Source organism: Sphingomonas sp. 2SG, assembly GCF_005503285.1.
GTDB lineage: Bacteria > Pseudomonadota > Alphaproteobacteria > Sphingomonadales > Sphingomonadaceae > Sphingomonas > Sphingomonas taxi.
Genome location: NZ_SCMZ01000004.1, coordinates 49,631 through 67,351 on the forward strand (window position 1 = coordinate 49,631; position 17,721 = coordinate 67,351).

At 68.5% G+C, this 17,721-nt stretch carries 16 protein-coding genes; 5 read left to right on the plus strand and 11 right to left on the minus strand.

Annotated features, from left to right (window positions below):
• Positions 1–166: 166 nt before the first annotated feature.
• Positions 167–724, minus strand: a complete 558-nt coding sequence (locus FFS23_RS03095) for a DUF4142 domain-containing protein (RefSeq protein ID WP_137897412.1) — start codon at positions 722–724, stop codon at positions 167–169.
• A 170-nt stretch (positions 725–894) separates the two neighbouring features.
• On the opposite strand from FFS23_RS03095, the gene FFS23_RS03100 reads away from it, so the two are divergent.
• Positions 895–1,695, plus strand: coding sequence for a MipA/OmpV family protein (locus FFS23_RS03100; protein WP_052075567.1), 801 nt, complete (start codon positions 895–897; stop codon positions 1,693–1,695).
• A gap of 13 nt (positions 1,696–1,708) precedes the next feature.
• Here FFS23_RS03100 and FFS23_RS03105 read toward each other — a convergent pair whose 3' ends face one another.
• The 7 genes from FFS23_RS03105 to FFS23_RS03135 all read right to left on the minus strand — a co-directional run bounded on the left by FFS23_RS03105 (position 1,709) and on the right by FFS23_RS03135 (position 6,693).
• Positions 1,709–2,455, minus strand: coding sequence for a lysophospholipid acyltransferase family protein (locus FFS23_RS03105; protein WP_249340494.1), 747 nt, complete (start codon positions 2,453–2,455; stop codon positions 1,709–1,711).
• Positions 2,456–2,756: 301 nt separating this feature from the next.
• Positions 2,757–3,179, minus strand: a complete 423-nt coding sequence (locus tag FFS23_RS03110; RefSeq protein ID WP_038661510.1) for a Fur family transcriptional regulator — start codon at positions 3,177–3,179, stop codon at positions 2,757–2,759.
• 63 nt (positions 3,180–3,242) lie between these two features.
• Positions 3,243–3,710 (minus strand): GNAT family N-acetyltransferase, encoded by a 468-nt coding sequence (locus FFS23_RS03115; RefSeq protein ID WP_038661507.1) that lies wholly within the window; start codon positions 3,708–3,710, stop codon positions 3,243–3,245.
• Positions 3,710–4,351 carry a tRNA (adenosine(37)-N6)-threonylcarbamoyltransferase complex dimerization subunit type 1 TsaB gene (gene tsaB / locus FFS23_RS03120; RefSeq protein WP_137897413.1) on the minus strand — a complete coding sequence of 214 codons (642 nt, stop codon included), beginning with the start codon at positions 4,349–4,351 and terminating at the stop codon, positions 3,710–3,712. Before tsaB ends, FFS23_RS03115 begins: the two co-directional genes overlap by 1 nt.
• Before the next feature lie 261 nt (positions 4,352–4,612).
• The gene (locus FFS23_RS03125) at positions 4,613–5,206 is read right to left on the minus strand and encodes a malonic semialdehyde reductase (RefSeq protein ID WP_137897414.1); all 594 of its coding nucleotides are present in this window, start codon (positions 5,204–5,206) and stop codon (positions 4,613–4,615) included.
• Positions 5,206–5,778, minus strand: coding sequence for a NifU family protein (locus FFS23_RS03130; RefSeq protein ID WP_038666821.1), 573 nt, complete (start codon positions 5,776–5,778; stop codon positions 5,206–5,208). The genes FFS23_RS03125 and FFS23_RS03130 overlap by 1 nt, the downstream gene beginning before the upstream one ends.
• Positions 5,779–5,877: 99 nt before the next feature.
• Positions 5,878–6,693: an aspartyl/asparaginyl beta-hydroxylase domain-containing protein gene (locus FFS23_RS03135; RefSeq protein ID WP_249340495.1), complete on the minus strand. Its 816-nt coding sequence runs from the start codon at positions 6,691–6,693 to the stop codon at positions 5,878–5,880.
• Positions 6,694–6,847: 154 nt separating this feature from the next.
• Here FFS23_RS03135 and FFS23_RS03140 point away from each other — a divergent pair, with 154 nt between their 5' ends.
• A complete protein-coding gene (locus FFS23_RS03140; RefSeq protein WP_137897415.1) occupies positions 6,848–9,733 on the plus strand; it encodes a M16 family metallopeptidase in 2,886 nt (961 codons plus the stop codon).
• 289 nt (positions 9,734–10,022) lie between these two features.
• On the opposite strand, the gene FFS23_RS03145 is transcribed toward FFS23_RS03140, so the two are convergent.
• From FFS23_RS03145 to FFS23_RS03155, 3 genes are read right to left on the minus strand one after another with little or no spacing between them, the layout of a single operon-like run.
• Positions 10,023–11,810 carry an AMP-dependent synthetase/ligase gene (locus tag FFS23_RS03145; RefSeq protein WP_137897469.1) on the minus strand — a complete coding sequence of 596 codons (1,788 nt, stop codon included), beginning with the start codon at positions 11,808–11,810 and terminating at the stop codon, positions 10,023–10,025.
• A gap of 41 nt (positions 11,811–11,851) precedes the next feature.
• The gene (ggt, locus tag FFS23_RS03150) at positions 11,852–13,570 is read right to left on the minus strand and encodes a gamma-glutamyltransferase (protein WP_171009335.1); all 1,719 of its coding nucleotides are present in this window, start codon (positions 13,568–13,570) and stop codon (positions 11,852–11,854) included.
• Positions 13,571–13,610: 40 nt separating this feature from the next.
• Positions 13,611–14,636 carry a quinone-dependent dihydroorotate dehydrogenase gene (locus FFS23_RS03155; protein WP_249340496.1) on the minus strand — a complete coding sequence of 342 codons (1,026 nt, stop codon included), beginning with the start codon at positions 14,634–14,636 and terminating at the stop codon, positions 13,611–13,613.
• Positions 14,637–14,924: 288 nt separating this feature from the next.
• On the opposite strand from FFS23_RS03155, the gene FFS23_RS03160 reads away from it, so the two are divergent.
• The 3 genes from FFS23_RS03160 to sufC all read left to right on the plus strand — a co-directional run bounded on the left by FFS23_RS03160 (position 14,925) and on the right by sufC (position 17,703).
• Positions 14,925–15,374 (plus strand): SUF system Fe-S cluster assembly regulator, encoded by a 450-nt coding sequence (locus FFS23_RS03160; RefSeq protein ID WP_137897416.1) that lies wholly within the window; start codon positions 14,925–14,927, stop codon positions 15,372–15,374.
• Positions 15,375–15,376: 2 nt separating this feature from the next.
• On the plus strand, positions 15,377–16,861 hold the full coding sequence (sufB, locus tag FFS23_RS03165; protein WP_137897417.1) for a Fe-S cluster assembly protein SufB: 1,485 nt from the start codon (positions 15,377–15,379) through the stop codon (positions 16,859–16,861).
• 98 nt (positions 16,862–16,959) lie between these two features.
• Positions 16,960–17,703 carry a Fe-S cluster assembly ATPase SufC gene (sufC, locus tag FFS23_RS03170; protein ID WP_137897418.1) on the plus strand — a complete coding sequence of 248 codons (744 nt, stop codon included), beginning with the start codon at positions 16,960–16,962 and terminating at the stop codon, positions 17,701–17,703.
• The last annotated feature ends 18 nt before the right edge of the window (positions 17,704–17,721 follow it).

The following is a 17,721-nucleotide window of genomic DNA, read 5'->3' on the forward strand; positions in this document are numbered from 1 at the left end:
GCGGGTAACCTGTTCCTCCTCCGGCAGGGCGAGTGGGACCGTTCGGCATCAGCCGAATGGCGAAGGGGGAGGATGGGGTGGCAGCTCAATCAACAAGCTCCACCCCTTCCGCCCCCTCCGTCAGCGCTTTGCGCTGCCACCTCCCCCTGGCGGGGGAGGAATTGGATTACATCGTGCGGGCGACGCCGCCCTGGGCGTGGGCGAGGTGCTTCTCGATGATCGGCACCGCGCTGGTCGCGACCTGGCGGAGCGCCGGGTCCTGGCCATCGGTGGCATAGCCCTTGTGGAGTGCCCAGGCGGTCTTATGCGCGTCGGCCTGCTGCTGCATGTAAAGGGCGTCGAAGCCGTCGGCGGGTGCCGACTTGAGCGCCGCGATCTTCGCCGCATTGGGTTCGGACAGCGCCTTGCCGGGCTTCGCGACCTTGGGCTCGGTCTTGGGGAGCGCCGCCATCAGCGATTTGGTGGTCTGCATATGGTCGGCGATCATCTCGCGCGCGAAGTCCTTGGTCGCCTGGCTTTTCGCCTTGGTGAGCGCGAGTTTGCTCGACTGGATCTCGTACATGTCGCCGTCCGCCGCCCAGGTCACGTAATTCTGAGCCGGCGTGCCGGCGAGCGGCGTCGCACCGACCTGGGTCGGAGTCATCATGCCGACGTCCTGTGCCAGCGCGCCGGCAGATGTCGCGGCGAGGGCAATCGTGCTGATACAAATCAATATCTTGCGCATGTCTATCTCCTGGGATCGAGCTGTCCAACGACTGCCGGTGGAAGCTGTTCCTTCTTGGCCTAGACTTGGCGAAATCTATGGCGGAGCCGATCCGGGCAGGTCGAAATGTTGCGGCGCATCAGGGATGCCACCCGCTTCGCCATTGCGAATAAACGCTGTACGGTCGGGTCATGACGATCATGACGCGCTCCGCTATCGCCCTGCTGCTCGCCACCGGCTGCGGCGCCACGCCCGCCTTCGCGCAGGAGGCGGAGGTCGACGCGCCACGGCGCACGCGGATCGGGCTGGGGCCGCAGCTCGTGCCGCGTTATCCGGGGGCCGATTCGTTTGCGCTGCGGCCGTTCGTCGACGTGTCGCGGACGCGTGGCGATACGCCTTTCGCCTTCGAAGCGCCGGATGAAAGCGCGGGCTTTCCGATATTGCGCGACGACCGGTTCCAGTTCGGGCCGGTGATCGGCTTCGAGGGTCGCCGGCGCGCCCGCGATGTCGGTGGACGGCTGCCGAGCGTCGGCGCCACCGTCGAGCTCGGCGGCTTCGTCCAATATGCCCTGAGCGACGCGCTGCGGCTCCGCGTCGAGGCGCGGCAGGGGCTGGGCGGTCACAAGGGGCTGATCGGCGTGGTCGGCGCGGATTATATCGCACGCGATGCCGACCGGTGGCTGTTTTCGATCGGACCGCGGGTCACGCTGGCGGGCGCGCGCTACAATCGCGCCTATTTCGGCGTCGCCGCCGCGGATGCGGCCTTCGCCGGGCTGCCGGCGTTCAAGGCGGACGGCGGTTTGCAGGCGGTCGGGGCGACGGTGGGCGCCTTGCGGCAGCTGACCCCGCATTGGGGCGTGTCCGGCTATGCCAAATACGACCGGCTGGTCGGCGATCCCGGCCGGTCACCGGTGGTGCGCGCCTTTGGCTCGCGCAGCCAGCCCTCGGTCGGGCTGGCGCTGAGCTATACGTTCGGCGCCGGCGTGCATTGATGCAGCGGCGGGTTCAGGCGGCGTTTTCGATCGCCGCCCGTGCCTGCGTGGCGATCGCCTTGCGACTGCCCGCCGCGGCGGGATCGAACGGCGCGAGCAGGTGGAGCGTCACCGGAAAGCGTCCCCGTCGCCGCAGCACCCGCAGCGCATGCGCCCCGCCGGGCTCGTCGCCGACCCAGGCGAGTTCGGGCGTCGCCGTGCCGTAATCGACCCGGATCGGCTGGACGCGGACGCCCGGCGGCGGCGGGTCGAGCGCGGCGAGCAGCGCCGCCTTGAACGGCAGCAGGGTGACGCCGTCCCCTGTGGTGCCTTCGGGAAAGACGGTCACCGGCCCGCCGGCGCCGATGGCGGTGCGGAGCTGCGCGATCTGCTCGGCCACCTGTAACCGGTCGTCGCGGCTGACGAAGAGGGTGCGGTTGAGCGTGCACAGCCAGCCGACCAGCGGCACGCCGCGCAATTCGCCCTTGGCGACGAAGGCGCTGCCGGTGGCGCCGGCGATCGCGAGGATATCGATCCAGCTGAGATGGTTGCTGAGGAACACGACATCGCGGGCGAGCGGCGTGCCGACGACGCGCACTTGCGCGCCGACGATCCGCGCGACCAGCCCGAGGAACCGCCGCGGCCAGGGCGAAGGCCGGCGGACCGCCCGCCAGGCGCCGTGCAGCGCGAGGCCGCCGAGGAGGGCGATGACGAGCGCGAGCAGGCGGCCGGCGAGGCGCAGGTTGGCGATCATCGCGACAAGGAGGGGGGGCGGTATCACAACCACTTCATCACCCCGGATTTGTTCGAGATCTTTGCGGCAGCCGCCCAAGTGCTCCTGCGAAAGCAGGAGTCCAGGAGTCCCGAACACCATAAGGCATTGTTCTGCTTGGCCCTGGGCTCCTGCTTTCGCAGGAGCACTGTGCTGATTCGCGGGTGATGCGGACTTTCTGGCAGGGCTCGAACGCATCCGGGGTGACGGACCTTTTGGAACGATCGACCAAATTTATACCCGCCGCCAGATGTGTCTGGTGTGGAATACATCGGCGGCCGTCCCATCGGTCACGAGACGGCGGCCGCGCTCACGCCTTGCGGTCGAGGCTGACGCCGTACAATTCCATGCGGTGGTCGACGAGGCGGAAGCCGAGCTTCTCGGCGATCGCCTTCTGGAGCTGTTCCAGCTCGGGATCGACGAACTCGATGACCTTGCCGGTCTCGACGTCGATCAGATGATCGTGATGCGCCTCGGGCGAGGGCTCGTAGCGGGCGCGACCGTCGCCGAAATCGTGACGGTCGAGGATACCCGCCTCCTCGAACAGCCGCACCGTGCGGTAGACGGTGGCGATCGAAATCCCCGGATCGATCGCCGAGGCACGTTCATAGACCTTCTCCACGTCGGGATGGTCTTCGGCTTCGGACAGGACGCGCGCGATGACGCGGCGCTGTTCGGTGATACGCAGGCCCTTCTGGTTGCAAAGGGCTTCGAGATCGATCTTGCGGGGCATGTCCCCTATGTAGTGCAGGTGGCTTGTTGCGAAAAGCGAAACCGACTCGCAAAAAGCAGATGGTCAGATCGCGCGGCGATAGGTGTGCGCGTCGAACGCCTGGCCGGTCTTGCCGCGATAGTAATTGCGCCGCTCGCCGACCTTGGCGAACCCCTGTTCGGTATAGAGGCGGACGGCGTCATTGCCTTCGCGCACCTCAAGATGCAGGTCGGCGATGCCGGTCGCCTGCGCCTCGGCGATGACGCCGCGGAGCAGCGCACGGGCGATGCCGCGACGGCGCCAGACGGGATCGACCGCGAGCAACAGCAGCTCGGCTTCGTCGGCGACGCTGCGCACCATCGCGAAACCGGCGGGGGCTTCGTCGACATAAGCGAGCGTCAGGCGGACGCCGGGCATCGCCAGCACGCCGAGACACTGGTTGCGCGTCCACGCCTCGCCGAACCGCGGCTCGAACGCGGCGGCCATCAGCGCATCGACCGTGGCGACGTCGCGGGCGTCGCCGGTACGCAGCATCACCTGACGCGTCGCCATCACGCGGGCACCTTTCCGCCCGGCAATTTGGCGTCGGGGGCCCGGCCGTAGACCGGGCGCGGCGGCAGCGTCGCGAGCGCCTGCGGCAGCAGCAGCGCATCGGACGCGTCGGGCAGCGCGGGCCGGCCGGCGAGCTCCGGCGCGACCTGCTGCAGCCAGCGCACGCCGTTGCCGACGGGATAACGATCGCCGAGCGCGGCGATCGCCGCGTCGGGCTTGAGCGAGGCGAGGTCGTCGAGCGGCGCGGGGCCGGCGGCGAACGACTGGACGAACACCTCGCCATGGCCGCCCTCCAGCATCACCGCGATGCTGCCGGTGCGGCCGGCGGCGAAGTCGGCGGCGGCGATCAGCGACAGGCTCGAATAGCCGGCGACGCTCGCGTCCCAGCCGAGCGCGAGCCCGCGGGCGGCGGCGATGCCGACGCGCAGGCCGGTGAAGCTGCCCGGGCCGACGTCGACGAGGATGTGCGCGGCGCGGCCACCGTCGGGCAGGTCGGCGATCATCGGCAGCAACTGCTCGGCATGGCCGCGGCCGACCTCGCGATGCTGCGCGGCGATGACACGGCCGTCCTCGATCAGCGCGACCGAACAGGCGGCGGTGGCGGTGTCGATGACGAGGATGCGGGAAGGGGCGTCGGTCATGTTTGGACTGCTTTGCGACACGCGAGCGCGGGGGACAAGCGTGAGTTTCAGCGCAATTCCTCCATCGCGAAGCGGGGAGGGGGACCGCCGGCGCAGCCGGTGGTGGAGGGGGCGTCGCCGCATACGGCTTGGGTAGCCGTATCCTCCCCCTCCGTCAGGCCTTCGGCCTGCCACAGTGCCGGGTCGCCCATGCCCCCGGCATGGGCTTGGATTGCCGGGGGCAATCCAACCCGGCACTCCCTGGCGGGGGAGGACTTAGGTTCACGCGATCGTGTTGAACCGTTCGAAGCCCGGCCGGGGCAGGCGGTCGTGCACGCTCGCCGGATCGCCATAGCCGAGCGTGGAGATGAAGTTGGTCCGCACCCCCGGTCGGTCGCCGAAGAACGCCTTGTCGACCGCGCCCTGGTCGAAGCCCGACATCGGCCCGGTATCCAGTCCGAGCGCGCGTGCGGCGATGATGAAATAGGCCCCCTGCAACGTCGAGTTGCGGACCGCCGAGGCGGTGCGCAGCTCGGTATTGCCGTCGAACCACGCCTTGGCGTCGACGTGGGGGAACAGCTCGGGCAGGTGTTCGTGGAACTCGACGTCCATCGCGATGACGACGCTGACCGGGGCTTTCAGGATCTTCGCCTGATTGGTGTCCGACGCGCAGGCGGCGAGCTTCGCCTTGGCCTCGTCGCTGACGCACCAGACCAGTCGCGCGGGCAATTGGTTGGCGCTGGTCGGGCCCCATTTCATCAGCTCCCAGATCGCATGGAGCTGATCCTCGGTCACCGGTCGGTCGGTATAACCGTTGTAGCTACGCGCGGTGCGGAAGATGCGGTCGAGCGCGGTATCGGACAGGGGGTCGGACATCAGACGGCTCTCACCTCGGTGACTTCGGGGACGTAATATTTGAGGAGCTGCTCGATGCCGCTCTTCAGCGTCGCGCTGGACGAGGGGCAGCCGGCGCAGGCGCCCTGCATGCGGAGGAAGACCTTGCCCTTATCGAAGCCGCGATAGACGATGTCGCCGCCGTCGTTGGCCACCGCGGGGCGGACGCGCGTGTCGATCAGCTCGCGGATCTGCGCGACGATGTCGGCATCGGCGGGGTCGTCGGTCAGTACCTCTTCGTCGGCGGGGACGCTGAACCCGGCGCTGCCCTGGCGGAACAGCGGCATGTTGGCGGCGAAATGGTCGAGCAGGATCGCCAGCACGTCGGGCTTGAGGCTGTGCCATTCGACGCCGGGCGCGGCGGTGACCGACACGAAGTCGCGACCGAAGAACACGCCGGTGACGTCGCCGAGCGCGAACAGCATCTCGGCGAGCGGGCTCGCCTCGGCCTCCTCGGGGGTGGCGAAGTCGCGCGTGCCGGCATCCATGACGGTGCGGCCGGGCAGGAACTTGAGCGTCGCCGGGTTGGGCGTGGTTTCGGTCTCGATCAGCATGAGCGTCATGTGGACCGTGGGGGGCGGGGGATCAAGCGTAACGGCGGAAAGGGATTGTTTCCGCGTCCGCTGAATTCCTCCCCTGCAAGGGGAGGGCGGTTAAGCCTCGAGTTGCTTGACCGCGGCGTTCCAGCTTTTGATGTTCGCGCGCGCCTCCTGGACGAACGGCGATCTCCGCACCACGCCGAGGAAGAGGTCGGCGATCCATTTGCCCGGATTCCTCAGCGGGCGTTCGAACTGGACGAGCAGCACCACGCGCGTTCCCGCGCTGTCGTTCCACACCTCGTGGTCGTAGGTGTCGTCGAAGACCAGGGTCTCGCCCTCCGCCCAGCGGACGATGCGGTCGGCGACGCGCATCCGCACGTCGCCGTCGCGCGGCACGAACAGGCCGAGGTGGCAGGTGATCAGCCCCTTGGTGACCCCGCGATGCGCGGGGATATGCGTGCCGGGCGCGAGGATCGAGAAGAAGGCGCTGTTGAGCCCGGGGATGCGCGCGACCAGCGCCTGCGTCGCCGGGCAGCGCGCCAGATTGTCCTCGATCGGATAGCCATAGCCCCACAGGAAGAAGGAGCGCCATTTGTCGACCTCGGCGATCGACCGGTGATCGGGCGAGATCGTCGCGAGGCTCGGCGCCGGCTGTCCCTGCAACGCCACCGCCGCGGCCTCGTCGCGGATCGTCTGCCACTGGTCGCGCAGCAGCGCGGTCCAGCCGAACTGGCGCACGTCGAGCACCGGATCGTTGGCGACCAGCGACGAGGCGGCGATCATCCGGTCGAACAGGCCGCGCAGCCGCTTGCCAATGCGGATGATCAGCGGCCGGCCGGGCTCGGCGGCGAGCGGCGCGGGCGGGGTGGGCACGGCCTTGCCCGAGTTCCGCCACATTGCGGGGGCCGCTTCGTTCATACCGGTCGTCATTACAGATACCATCATCGAGTCGCGTCGGGCCCGTCGTTGCCCGGCTGCCCCAAGACCGTCGGGCTACGCCCCGGCTGGGGCGAAATGATGACCGAAACGAGGAGGATACGGTCACGCTGGCGGGGCCGCGCCGCAATCGCTAGAGAGGGGGACTATGGCGTTTTTCACCCGCGCGTTCGCGCCCGTACTCGTCCTCGCCCTCGCGTCGGCGACGCTCGCCCAGGTCAGGGCTCCCGCCCGGCCCGCATCCGCCACCGCTGCCGCCCCGGACGCCGGGGTCAAGGTCGATCCGACGCCGTGGCTCTACAAGGGCAGCGACCTCGCGCACGATCCCGCCTGGGTGTTCGGTACGCTGCCCAACGGCCTGCGCTATGCGGTGCGCAAGAATGGCGTACCGCCGGGGCAGGTGTCGATCCGCGTCCGCATCGACGCGGGTTCGCTGTACGAGAAGGACAGCGAGCGCGGTTATGCGCATTTCATCGAGCATCTCTCGTTCCGCGGCTCGGAATATGTCCCTGACGGCGAAGCGAAGCGGGTGTGGCAGCGGTTCGGCGCAACCTTCGGTTCGGACAGCAACGCCTCGACCACGCCGACGCAGACGCTCTACAAGCTCGATCTGCCCTCGGCGACCGACCAGACCGTCGACGAGAGCCTCAAGATCCTGTCGGGGATGATGGCGGCGCCGGCGCTGACCGATGCCGCGGTGTCGGCGGAGCGGCCGATCGTGCTCGCCGAGCGGCGCGAACAGCCCGGTCCGCAGGTCAAGCTGCAGGACGCGATGAACCGGCTGTTCTTCGCCGGCCAGCCGCTCGCCGAACGCTCGCCGATCGGCACGGTCGAGACGCTCGACGCGGCGAACGGGGCGAGCATCAAGGCGTTCCACGACCGCTGGTATCGCCCCGAACGTGCCGTCGTCATCATCTCGGGCGACATGGACCCGGCGACGCTGGGCCAGATGGTGACGCGCCATTTCGCCGGCTGGAAGGGTAACGGCCCCAACCCCGCCGACCCCGATTTCGGCAGGCCCGACCCCAAGCAGCCGACCTCGGCGACGCTGGTCGAACCCGGCCTGCCGCCGCTGGTGATGATGGGGGTGATGCGCCCCTGGCAATACAATGACGATACCAAGATCTTCAACCAGAAGCGGATGGTCGACACGATCGCCGCGAAGGTGATCAGCCGCCGGCTCGAGCGGCGCGCGCGCGCCGGTGCGAGCTTCGTGCAGGCGGGGGTCGATCTCGACGACCGGTCGCGCTCGGCCAACATGACCTCGGTGCTGATCCTGCCGGTCGGCGACCAGTGGGAACAGGCGCTGAAGGACGTGCGCGCGGTGATCGCCGACGCGCAGAACAGCGCCCCGACGCAGGCCGAGATCGATCGCGAATATGCCGATTACGAGGTCGCGATCCGCAACAGCGTCGAGACCGCGCGGGTCGAGGCGAGCGCCAAACAGGCCGACGACATGGCCGGCGCGCTCGACATCCGCGAGACGGTGACGGCGCCCGAGAACAGCTATGCGATCCTGACCGAAGCGAAGCAGAAGGGGATGTTCAACCCCGCCGCGGTGCTCGCCTCGTCAAAGAAACTGTTCCAGGGCGACGCCACGCGGGCGCTGGTCAACACGCGCACCGCGGAGAAGGGGACGGCGGAGAAGCTCGCCGCCGCGCTCAAGGCGGACGTGTCGACGCTGACGATCAAGCGCGCCAGCCAGGCGGCGGTCGACTTCACCAAATTGCCCGCGCTAGGCGCTGCCGGTACGGTCGCGTCGCGCGAACCGCTCGTCGGGCTGCCGGCGGAAAAGGTGGTGTTCGCCAATGGCGTGCGCATGCTGGTGTTCGCCAACCCGGACGATACCGGCCGCGTCTTCGTGCGGGTGCGGTTCGGCCGCGGCTATAATTCGCTGCCCGCCAACCGGCCGAGCCCGGCGTGGGCGGGCGACCTCGCGCTGATGGAAAGCGGCATCGGCAATCTGGGGCAGGACGATCTCGACCAACTCACCGCGGGGCGGCAGCTCGGCCTCGATTTCGGCATCGACGAGGACACCTTCTCGATCGCCGCGCTGAGCAGCCCCAAGGATTATGCCGACGAACTGACGCTGATCGCCGCCAAGCTGGCGCATCCGCGCTGGGACCCGGCGCCGGTGGCACGCGCCAAATCGGCGGCGCTGACCGCGATTCCCGGTTATGATTCGTCGGCGGACGGCGTGCTGTCGCGCGATCTGGAAGGGCTGCTGCATGCCGGCGACCCGCGCTGGGCGACGCCCGACGCCAAGGCGGTCGACGCGCTGACGCCCAAGGCGTTCGAGGCGTTCTGGGCGCCGCTGCTCGCCAGCGGTCCGATCGAGGTCGACGTGTTCGGCGACGTCAAGGCGGACGAGGCGATCGCCGCGGTCGCCAAGAGCCTCGGCGCGATCCCCGCGCGCACCCAGCCGACGACGGCGGCGCCGCCGGTGCGCTTCCCCGCCCATGTCGCGACGCCGGTGCTGCGCTACCACAAGGGCCCCGACAATCAGGCGAGCGCGGTGATCGCCTGGCCGACCGGCGCCGGCGTCGCCGACATCGCCGAGGCACGCCGTCTCGACGTGCTGGCGCAGGTGTTCAGCGACCGATTGTTCGAGCGGATGCGGCAGGCGGCGGGGGCGAGCTACAGCCCCGGCGTCGCGAGCAACTGGCCCAAGGGGCTGCCCGGCGGCGGCCGCCTGATGGCGGTGAGTCAGGTCGCGCCGGCGAACGTCGATCTGTTCTTCCGCCTGTCGCGCGAGATCGCCGCCGATCTCGCCAAGACGCCGATCGGCGCCGACGAGCTGGCGCGGGTGAAGGGGCCGTTGCAGCAGGTCTATGCGCGCGCGGCGACGAGCAGCCTGTTCTGGCTGCGCGAGCTGTCGGGCGGGGCCTATGACGATCGCCGGCTGGAGGCGACGCGTCGCATCGGCCGCGACTTCGGCGACGTGACGCCCGATGTGTTGCAGGCGACCGCGGCGAAATATCTGGTGCCGGCGAAGGACTGGACGCTGGCGGTGCTGCCGCGAAAGGGGAAGTGACGGAAATCCTTCCCCGCAAGGGCAGGGCTATCGCATATGGACGCTCGCGCAAGCCTGTCGTCTTTCAAGCCCACCCCGTCACCCCGGACTTGTTCCGGGGTCCACCCTGCGGCGAGGAGAAAGGCCTGTTTCGACACCGTTCTTTCGCGGCTCGGTGGACCCCGGAACAAGTCCGGGGTGACGAATCTGATAAAGAAACCGATCGAACTTCGCTGGCCCCGGCTCCGCCCGCAGTAAGGTTATTCAAGCTGGCGGAGGGGAGGACAGGGCGGGAGCCCGCGAGGTCACCTCACCCCCGATATAGCGCGTCCAGCCGGTCGCCATATTCCTTGCGGATCACGTGGCGGCGGATCTTGAGGCTGGGCGTCAGTTGCTCGTTCTCGATCGTGAACGGCGCATCCGCCAGCACGAAACGGCGGATGCGTTCGGTGACCGACAGATCCTTGTTCACGCGCTCCACCGCATGGCCGATCGCGGTGCGATATTCGCTGTTCTCCGCCAGTCGCTCGAACTTGCAGAGCGTGCCGTTGGCCGCGCACCATTCCTGCGTCCATTCGGGGTCCGGGACGATCAGCGCGACCATATAGGGGCGCCGGTCGCCGGCGATCATCGCCTGCACGATCTCGGGTTGCAGCGTCAGCATCCCCTCGACCTTCTGCGGCGCGACATTGTCGCCCTTGTCGTTGATGATGAGGTCTTTCTTGCGATCGGTGATCGCGATGCGGCCGGCGGCGTCGATTTCGCCGATGTCGCCGGTGTGCAGCCAGCCGTCCTTGAGCACGCGCGCCGTCTCGGCCTCGTTGCGCCAATAGCCGTGCATCACCAGCTCGCCGCGCACCAGGATCTCGCCGTCCTCGGCGATGCGCACCTCGGTATCGATCAGCGGCGGGCCGACCGAATCCATGCGGATGCCCGCGCTCGGCCGGTTGCACGAGATCACCGGCGCCGCCTCGGTCTGGCCATAGCCTTGCAGGAAGGTGACGCCGAGCGACTGGAAGAACAACCCGATCTCCGGGTTGAGCGGCGCGCCGCCCGACACCATCGCCTTCATCCGTCCGCCGAACTTCTTCGCGATCTTCGGCTTGAACAGAGTGCGGACCAGCAGTTGCGCGGGCCGGTCGGCGAGGCGCAGCGTGCCCGCATTCGCCTTCGCGCCGACGTCGAGCGCCTTCGCCAGCAGATAGGCGGACATGCCGCCCTGTTTCTCGATCGCCTTGCTGATCCGCGTGCGCAGCACCTCGAACAGGCGCGGCACGACGAACATGATCGTCGGGCGCACTTCCTCGATATTGGCGGCGAGCTTGTCGAGCCCCTCGGCATAATAGATCTGGCCGCCGAGCGAGATCGGCAGATGCTGGCCGCCGGTATGTTCATAGGCGTGGCTGAGCGGCAGGAACGACAGGAATACCTCGTCGCCCGCGCCGAAATCCTCTTCGATGACCGTCGCGCAGCCGTTGCAATTGTGCAGGATCGCGCCGTGATGCTGCATCACCCCGCGCGGTGCACCGCCGGTGCCGCTGGTGTAGATGATGCAGGCGAGGTCCCCGCGCTGGAAGGTCGCTTCCGCCGCGGCCACCGTTGGCTCGGTCGGATGGTCGGCGATCAGCGCATGCCAGTCGTGGAAGTCGACGCCGGCCGAGGGCGCGCGCATCGGATCGATGCCGATGACGATCTGGCCCTGGTTGGAGCGCAGCACCGCGGTGAGCACCGTGCGCGCGAGCTTGTCGGTGGACACGATGATGCCGCATGCGCCCGAATCGGCGATGATATGGGCATGGTCGCGCTCGGTATTGGTGACATAGGCCGGCACGGTGATGCAGCCCGCCGCCATGATCGCGAGATCGCTGATGCACCATTCCGGCCGGTTCTCGCTGACCAGCATCACCCGGTCGCCCGGTTTCATGCCGATCGCCTTGAGACCCGCGGCGAGGCTCGCGACCTGACGTGCTGCCTCCGCCCAGCTCGTCGCGACCCATTGGCCGTCGCGTTTCGCCCAGAGGAAGGGAGCGTCGCCGCGGTCCTTCGCCCGAGCGAAGAACATCGTGACGAGATTGGTGAAACGCTCGAGGGCCATGATCTCTCCTGTCGCGGCCGGGCTCGCCGGCCCGCCGTCGTCGTTTATTCCGAAGGGCGGTTGGCGACCGGCGCCATGCGGGTCGGGTCGCTGACGCTGCCGTCCTCGCCGATCGCGACGCCCTCGCTGCGCGGATCGGCGGCGCCGACCCAGCGGCCCTGCTTCCATTCGATCGCATTGGCCTTGAGCCCGAGCGGCGCGACCTGCGTGCGTTCGCCCAGCGCGGCGAGCGCGGGTTGCAGCGCGGCGGCGCCAGTGCCGGTCTCCAGCGTCGCGACCGGGCCGGGGGCGTAGACAAGGCCGAGCGCGATCGCCTCCTGCGCCGACAGATTCCAGTCGAGCACGCCGATCAGCGCCTTGGCGATCTGCGCGATGATCGTCGAGCCGCCCGCCGCGCCGACCGCCAGACGGACCTTGCCGCTGGCGTCGTAGACGATCGTCGGCGCCATCGAGCTGCGCGGCCGCTTGCCGCCCTCGACGCGGTTGGCGACGAGATAGCCGGCATCCACCGGCACGATGTCGAAGTCGGTCAGCTCGTTGTTGAGCACGGTGCCGTCGACGACCAGCCCCGAGCCGAACGGCCCCTCGACCGTCGTCGTCACCTCGACGACGTTGCCGGCGCGATCGGCGACGGCGAGGTCGGTGGTGCCGGCGACCTCGCTGACCGGCGCCGGGGTGCGTGCCGGTGCGCCCGGCGGCGTGCCGGCGGCGACGCGCGCCATCGTCTTGTCGGTCGCGATCAGCGCCGAGCGCTTCGCGATATAGGTGGGGTCGAGCAAGCCCTTGACCGGGACGCGGACGTAATCGGGATCGCCGACGTACAGGTTGCGGTCGGCATAAGCGAGGCGCGAGCTTTCGGCGAACAGATGCCAGGCGACGGGCGAATCCTTGCCCAGTTTCGCCATGTCGAACCGTTCGAGCTGTTTGAGGATCATCAGCACGGTGATCCCGCCCGACGACGGCGGCCCCATCCCGCAGATCCGGTAGGTCCGATAGGGAACGCACAATTCGGGGCGCGGCTTGGCGTCGTAGGTCGCCAGATCGCCGGTCGTCATCTTCGACGGGTTGCGCGCGGCGCCGTTGACCGTCGCGACCAGCTTCGCCGCCTGCGGGCCGACGTAGAAACTGTCGGGACCCTGCCGCGCGATCCGGTCGAGCAGCGCCGCCTGTGCCGGATTGCGCAGGATGCCGTCGGCGCCGACGGTGAATACCGTGCGCGCCTCGGGCGTGAGATGGTCGCCGTAGGATTCGTCCGAATGGCGGAAGCGCGGGCTGACGCGGAAGCCGTCGCGCGCCAGCCGGATCGCCGGTTCGAACAAGCGCGCCCAGGGCAGTTTGCCCGACTGGCGGTGCGCCAGCGCCATGCCGCGCAGCGCGCCCGGCACGCCGACGCTGCGCCCGCCCGGCACCGCGTCGTCGTGGCTCAGCGGCCTGCCGGCGGCGTCGTAGAACCAGCGCGGCGTCGCGGCGGCGGGGGCAGCCTCGCGCGCGTCGATCGTCGTCACCTTGCCGGTCTTGGCGGCGTGGCTGACCCAGAAGCTGCCGCCGCCGATGCCGGAACTCTGCGGCTCGACGACGTTGAGCGCGAGCATCGTCGCGATCGCGGCGTCGGTGGCACTGCCGCCCGCCTTGAGGATCTCGACCCCCGCCGCCGCGGCGCGCGGATCGGCGGCGCTGACCATTCCGGGGGCCTGGGGCGGCGGAGCCTTGGCCAGCGCCGGGGCACTGACGGCGGCAAGGGCGAGCGCGAGTCCGATCTTCATCGCCGCAAAGCCTAACGGCTGGTCCGCCGAGGGCAAGCCGTTACGCCGCGGCCGCCGCGGCGATATCCGCGAAACCGTCGCGGACGAGGCAGGCGTCGAGCTCGGCGAGGATATGGCGGGCGAGTCCCGGTCCTTCGTAGACGAGCGCCGAATAGAGCTGGACGAGGCGCGCACCGGCGCGGATGCGCGCATAGGCTTCCGCGCCGCTGTCGATCCCGCCCGCGGCGATCAGCGCGATGCCGCCGCCGGTGGCGCTGCGCAGGTCGGCCAGCCGCTGCCGGGCAAGCGTCGCGAGCGGCGCGCCCGACAGGCCGCCGGCCTCGCCCGCTTGTGGCGACCGTAGCGGCGGGCGCGAGATCGTCGTGTTGCCCATGATGATCGCGTCGAGCCCGTGGCCGATCGCGGCGCGGGCGATGCCGTCGATCGCCGCGGCGTCGAGATCGGGGGCGACCTTCAGGAACAGTGGCGTCGTGCCGCGCGCCGCGGTGCAAGCGACGAGCAGCTCGTCGAGTGCCGCGCCGTGCTGGAGGTCGCGCAGGCCGGGGGTGTTGGGCGAGGAGATGTTGATCGTGACGTAATCGGCGAGCGGCGCGGCGGCGGAGACGCCGGCGACATAATCGGCGACGCGGTCGGTCGCGTCCTTGTTGGCGCCGACGTTGATGCCGAGACGGCCGGCACCGCGTCGGGCGGCGCGGGCGCGGGCGAGGCCGCCTTCGAGCCCGCCGTTGTTGAAGCCCATGCGGTTGATCACCGCGCGGTCGGCGACGAGGCGGAACAACCGCGGCTTCGGGTTGCCCGATTGGGGCAGGGGCGTGAGCGTGCCGATCTCGACCGCGCCGAAGCCGAGGCCGAACAGTCCCTCGATCGCCACCCCGTCCTTGTCGAGCCCCGCCGCCACGCCGAGCGGGTTGGCGAAGGCAAGATCGCTGATGCGGGTGGCGAGGCGCGGATTCGGCTTGGAGGCGGGGGCGGGCAGTTTGGCGCGCAGTGATAGCGCCTTCAGCGTCAGCGCATGCGCGCGTTCGGCATCGAGCGCGAAGAGGAGCGGGCGAAGGGCGTAGGACATGGGATGGCCCATCGCATCGGTGGGGGCGAAGGTCAAAGCGCGCTTGCGCCCCCAGTATGTCATCCCCGCGGAGGCGGGGATCCATAAACGCTGACGCTGCGGTTCAGCCGATACTGCGGCGTGTATGGATCCCCGCCTGCGCGGGGATGACGGAAGGAAGGATAGTGACGCCTCCCTCACTCACACAGATCGCCCATCCCCGCTTGACCGCAGCGCACAAAACCCTATCTCGCAATCGGATCGAATTGATCCGATTTGCGAAACGCTCGCAACAACTGACCGGAGCCGATGCGACTTTCCAGCCTTGCCGATTATGCGGTCGTGATGATGTCCGCCGCCGCGCGCCATTGCGGCGGTGCGGCGCGGCTCAACGCGACGCTGCTCGCCGAGGAGACCGGCGTGCCGCTGCCGACCGCGCAGAAGCTGGTCAGCCGGCTGTCGAGCGCCGGCCTGATCGAGAGCACGCGTGGCACCGGTGGCGGTTTCCGCCTCGCCCGGCCCGCCGCGGCGATCAGCCTCGCCGATATCGTCGAGGCGGTCGAGGGGCCGATCCAGATGACCTCCTGCGTCGAGGGCAGCCGCCACGAATGCGGGCTGGAGGGCAATTGCCTCGTCCGGCCGCATTGGGGGATCGTCAACGAGGCGGTCCGCGGCGCGCTTGCCGGCGTCTCGCTCGCCCGGCTTTCGCGCGCTCCCATCCACGATCCCATTCCCGCTCCGCTGAGCGAACAGGTGTAACCATGGCGACCAAGAACGCAGAGGCCTATGCGGCCGTCTCCAAGACCTACGAATGGGGCTTTTCGTCCGATATCGAACAGGACTTCGCGCCCAAGGGGCTGAGCGAGGACACGGTTCGCTACATCAGCGCCAAGAAGAACGAGCCCGAATGGATGCTCGACTGGCGGCTGAAGGCGTTCCGCCTGTGGCAGACGATGGACGCGCCCGACTGGGCCAAGCTCAACGTCCCCCCGATCGACTATCAGGACGCCTATTATTACGCCGAGCCGAAGGCGAAGCCAAAGCTCGGCTCGCTCGACGAGGTCGATCCCGAGATCTTGCGCGTCTACGAAAAGCTCGGCATTCCGATCGCCGAGCAGAAGATGCTCGCCGGGGTCGAGGACCTCGATGCGGAGGGCAATCCGAAGCGCCGCGTCGCGGTGGATGCAGTGTTCGACAGCGTCTCGGTCGCCACCACCTTCCGCAAGGAGCTGGAGGCCGCGGGCGTCATCTTCCGCTCGATCAGCGAGGCGATCCGCGAATATCCCGATCTGGTCCGCAAATGGCTGGGCAAGGTCGTGCCGCAGCGCGACAATTATTTCGCGACGCTCAACTCGGCGGTCTTCTCCGACGGCACGTTCGTCTACATCCCGGAAGGCGTGCGCTGCCCGATGGAGCTGTCGACCTATTTCCGCATCAATGCCGAGAATACCGGCCAGTTCGAGCGGACGCTGATCGTCGCCGACAAGGGGGCGTACGTCTCCTATCTCGAAGGCTGCACCGCGCCGATGCGCGACGAGAACCAGCTCCACGCTGCCGTCGTCGAACTGGTCGCGCTCGACGATGCCGAGATCAAATATTCGACCGTGCAGAACTGGTATCCCGGCGACGAGAATGGCGTCGGCGGCATCTACAATTTCGTCACCAAGCGCGCGCTGTGTCAGGGCCGGAACAGCAAGGTGTCGTGGACGCAGGTCGAGACCGGATCGGCGATCACCTGGAAATATCCGAGCTGCGTGCTCGCCGGCGAGAACAGCGTCGGCGAATTCTATTCGGTCGCGGTGACCAACAACCGCCAGCAGGCCGATACCGGCACCAAGATGATCCACCTCGGCAAGGGATCGCGCTCGACGATCGTGTCGAAGGGGATTTCGGCGGGGCGTTCGGACAACACCTATCGCGGGCTGGTCCGGGTCGGGCCGACCGCGGAGAACGTCCGTAACTTCACGCAGTGCGATTCGCTGCTGCTCGGCGACCAATGCGGCGCGCATACCGTGCCGTACATCGAGGTGAAGAATCCCTCGGCGCAGATCGAGCATGAGGCGACGACCTCGAAGATCAGCGAGGACCAGCTCTTCTACGCGATGAGCCGCGGTCTCGATCAGGAGGCGGCGGTGGCGCTGATCGTCAACGGTTTCGCACGTGAGGTGCTGCAGCAATTGCCGATGGAATTCGCTGTCGAGGCGCAGAAGCTGCTCGGGATCAGCCTCGAAGGCTCGGTAGGGTAAGATTGGGTGGGGGATGCGGGTGACAGTCTCGGTGAGACTTCCCTCACCCCCAAACCCTTCCCCCGCAGGGGAGGGGCTTAAGGAAGAAGATCAGATCAATGCTCAAGATTGAAAACCTCCACGCCGAGATCGACGGCAAGCCGATCCTCAAGGGTCTCACGCTCGAAGTGAATGCGGGCGAGATCCATGCGATCATGGGGCCGAACGGTGCGGGCAAGTCGACGCTCGGCTATGTGCTCGGCGGCCGTCCCGGTTATGAGGTGACCGAGGGATCGATCACCTTCGACGGGCAGGACCTGCTGGAGCTTGCTCCCAACGAGCGCGCTGCGGCGGGCGTGTTTCTCGGCTTCCAATATCCGGTCGAGATCCCCGGCGTCAGCAACGTCCAGTTCCTGCGCGAGGCGCTCAACGCGCAGCGTGGCGTGCGTGGCGAGAAGCCGCTGTCCGGGGCGGAGTTCCTGAAGCTCGCGCGCGAGGAGGCGCGCAAGCTCGACATGGATGCCGAAATGCTCAAGCGCCCGGTCAACGTCGGTTTCTCCGGCGGCGAGAAGAAGCGCAACGAGATGGTGCAGATGGGCGTCGTGAACCCCAAGTTCGCGATCCTCGACGAGACCGACAGCGGCCTCGACATCGACGCGCTGCGCATCGTCGGCGACGGCATCAACCGCATCATGCGCGCGCCCGACAAGGCGGTGCTGCTGATCACCCACTACCAGCGGCTGCTCGATTACGTGCGACCCGACGTTGTCCACGTGCTCGCCGACGGGCGTATCGTCCGCACCGGTGGCGCTGACCTCGCGCACGAGCTGGAGCGTGAGGGCTATGCGGGGGTGACGGCGTGATTTTCGTTCACGCGAAGG

What these genes read in the sequence shown, in the direction of transcription:
- FFS23_RS03095 (WP_137897412.1), bottom strand. Translation starts at nt 724, where the DNA reads ATGCGCAAGATATTGATTTGTATCAGCACGATTGCCCTCGCCGCGACA.
- FFS23_RS03100 (WP_052075567.1), top strand. Translation starts at nt 895, where the DNA reads ATGACGATCATGACGCGCTCCGCTATCGCCCTGCTGCTCGCCACCGGC.
- FFS23_RS03110 (WP_038661510.1), bottom strand. Translation starts at nt 3,179, where the DNA reads ATGCCCCGCAAGATCGATCTCGAAGCCCTTTGCAACCAGAAGGGCCTG.
- FFS23_RS03115 (WP_038661507.1), bottom strand. Translation starts at nt 3,710, where the DNA reads ATGGCGACGCGTCAGGTGATGCTGCGTACCGGCGACGCCCGCGACGTC.
- tsaB (WP_137897413.1), bottom strand. Translation starts at nt 4,351, where the DNA reads ATGACCGACGCCCCTTCCCGCATCCTCGTCATCGACACCGCCACCGCC.
- FFS23_RS03125 (WP_137897414.1), bottom strand. Translation starts at nt 5,206, where the DNA reads ATGTCCGACCCCCTGTCCGATACCGCGCTCGACCGCATCTTCCGCACC.
- FFS23_RS03130 (WP_038666821.1), bottom strand. Translation starts at nt 5,778, where the DNA reads ATGCTGATCGAGACCGAAACCACGCCCAACCCGGCGACGCTCAAGTTC.
- FFS23_RS03135 (WP_249340495.1), bottom strand. Translation starts at nt 6,693, where the DNA reads ATGACGACCGGTATGAACGAAGCGGCCCCCGCAATGTGGCGGAACTCG.
- FFS23_RS03140 (WP_137897415.1), top strand. Translation starts at nt 6,848, where the DNA reads ATGGCGTTTTTCACCCGCGCGTTCGCGCCCGTACTCGTCCTCGCCCTC.
- ggt (WP_171009335.1), bottom strand. Translation starts at nt 13,570, where the DNA reads ATGAAGATCGGACTCGCGCTCGCCCTTGCCGCCGTCAGTGCCCCGGCG.
- FFS23_RS03155 (WP_249340496.1), bottom strand. Translation starts at nt 14,636, where the DNA reads ATGTCCTACGCCCTTCGCCCGCTCCTCTTCGCGCTCGATGCCGAACGC.
- FFS23_RS03160 (WP_137897416.1), top strand. Translation starts at nt 14,925, where the DNA reads ATGCGACTTTCCAGCCTTGCCGATTATGCGGTCGTGATGATGTCCGCC.
- sufB (WP_137897417.1), top strand. Translation starts at nt 15,377, where the DNA reads ATGGCGACCAAGAACGCAGAGGCCTATGCGGCCGTCTCCAAGACCTAC.
- sufC (WP_137897418.1), top strand. Translation starts at nt 16,960, where the DNA reads ATGCTCAAGATTGAAAACCTCCACGCCGAGATCGACGGCAAGCCGATC.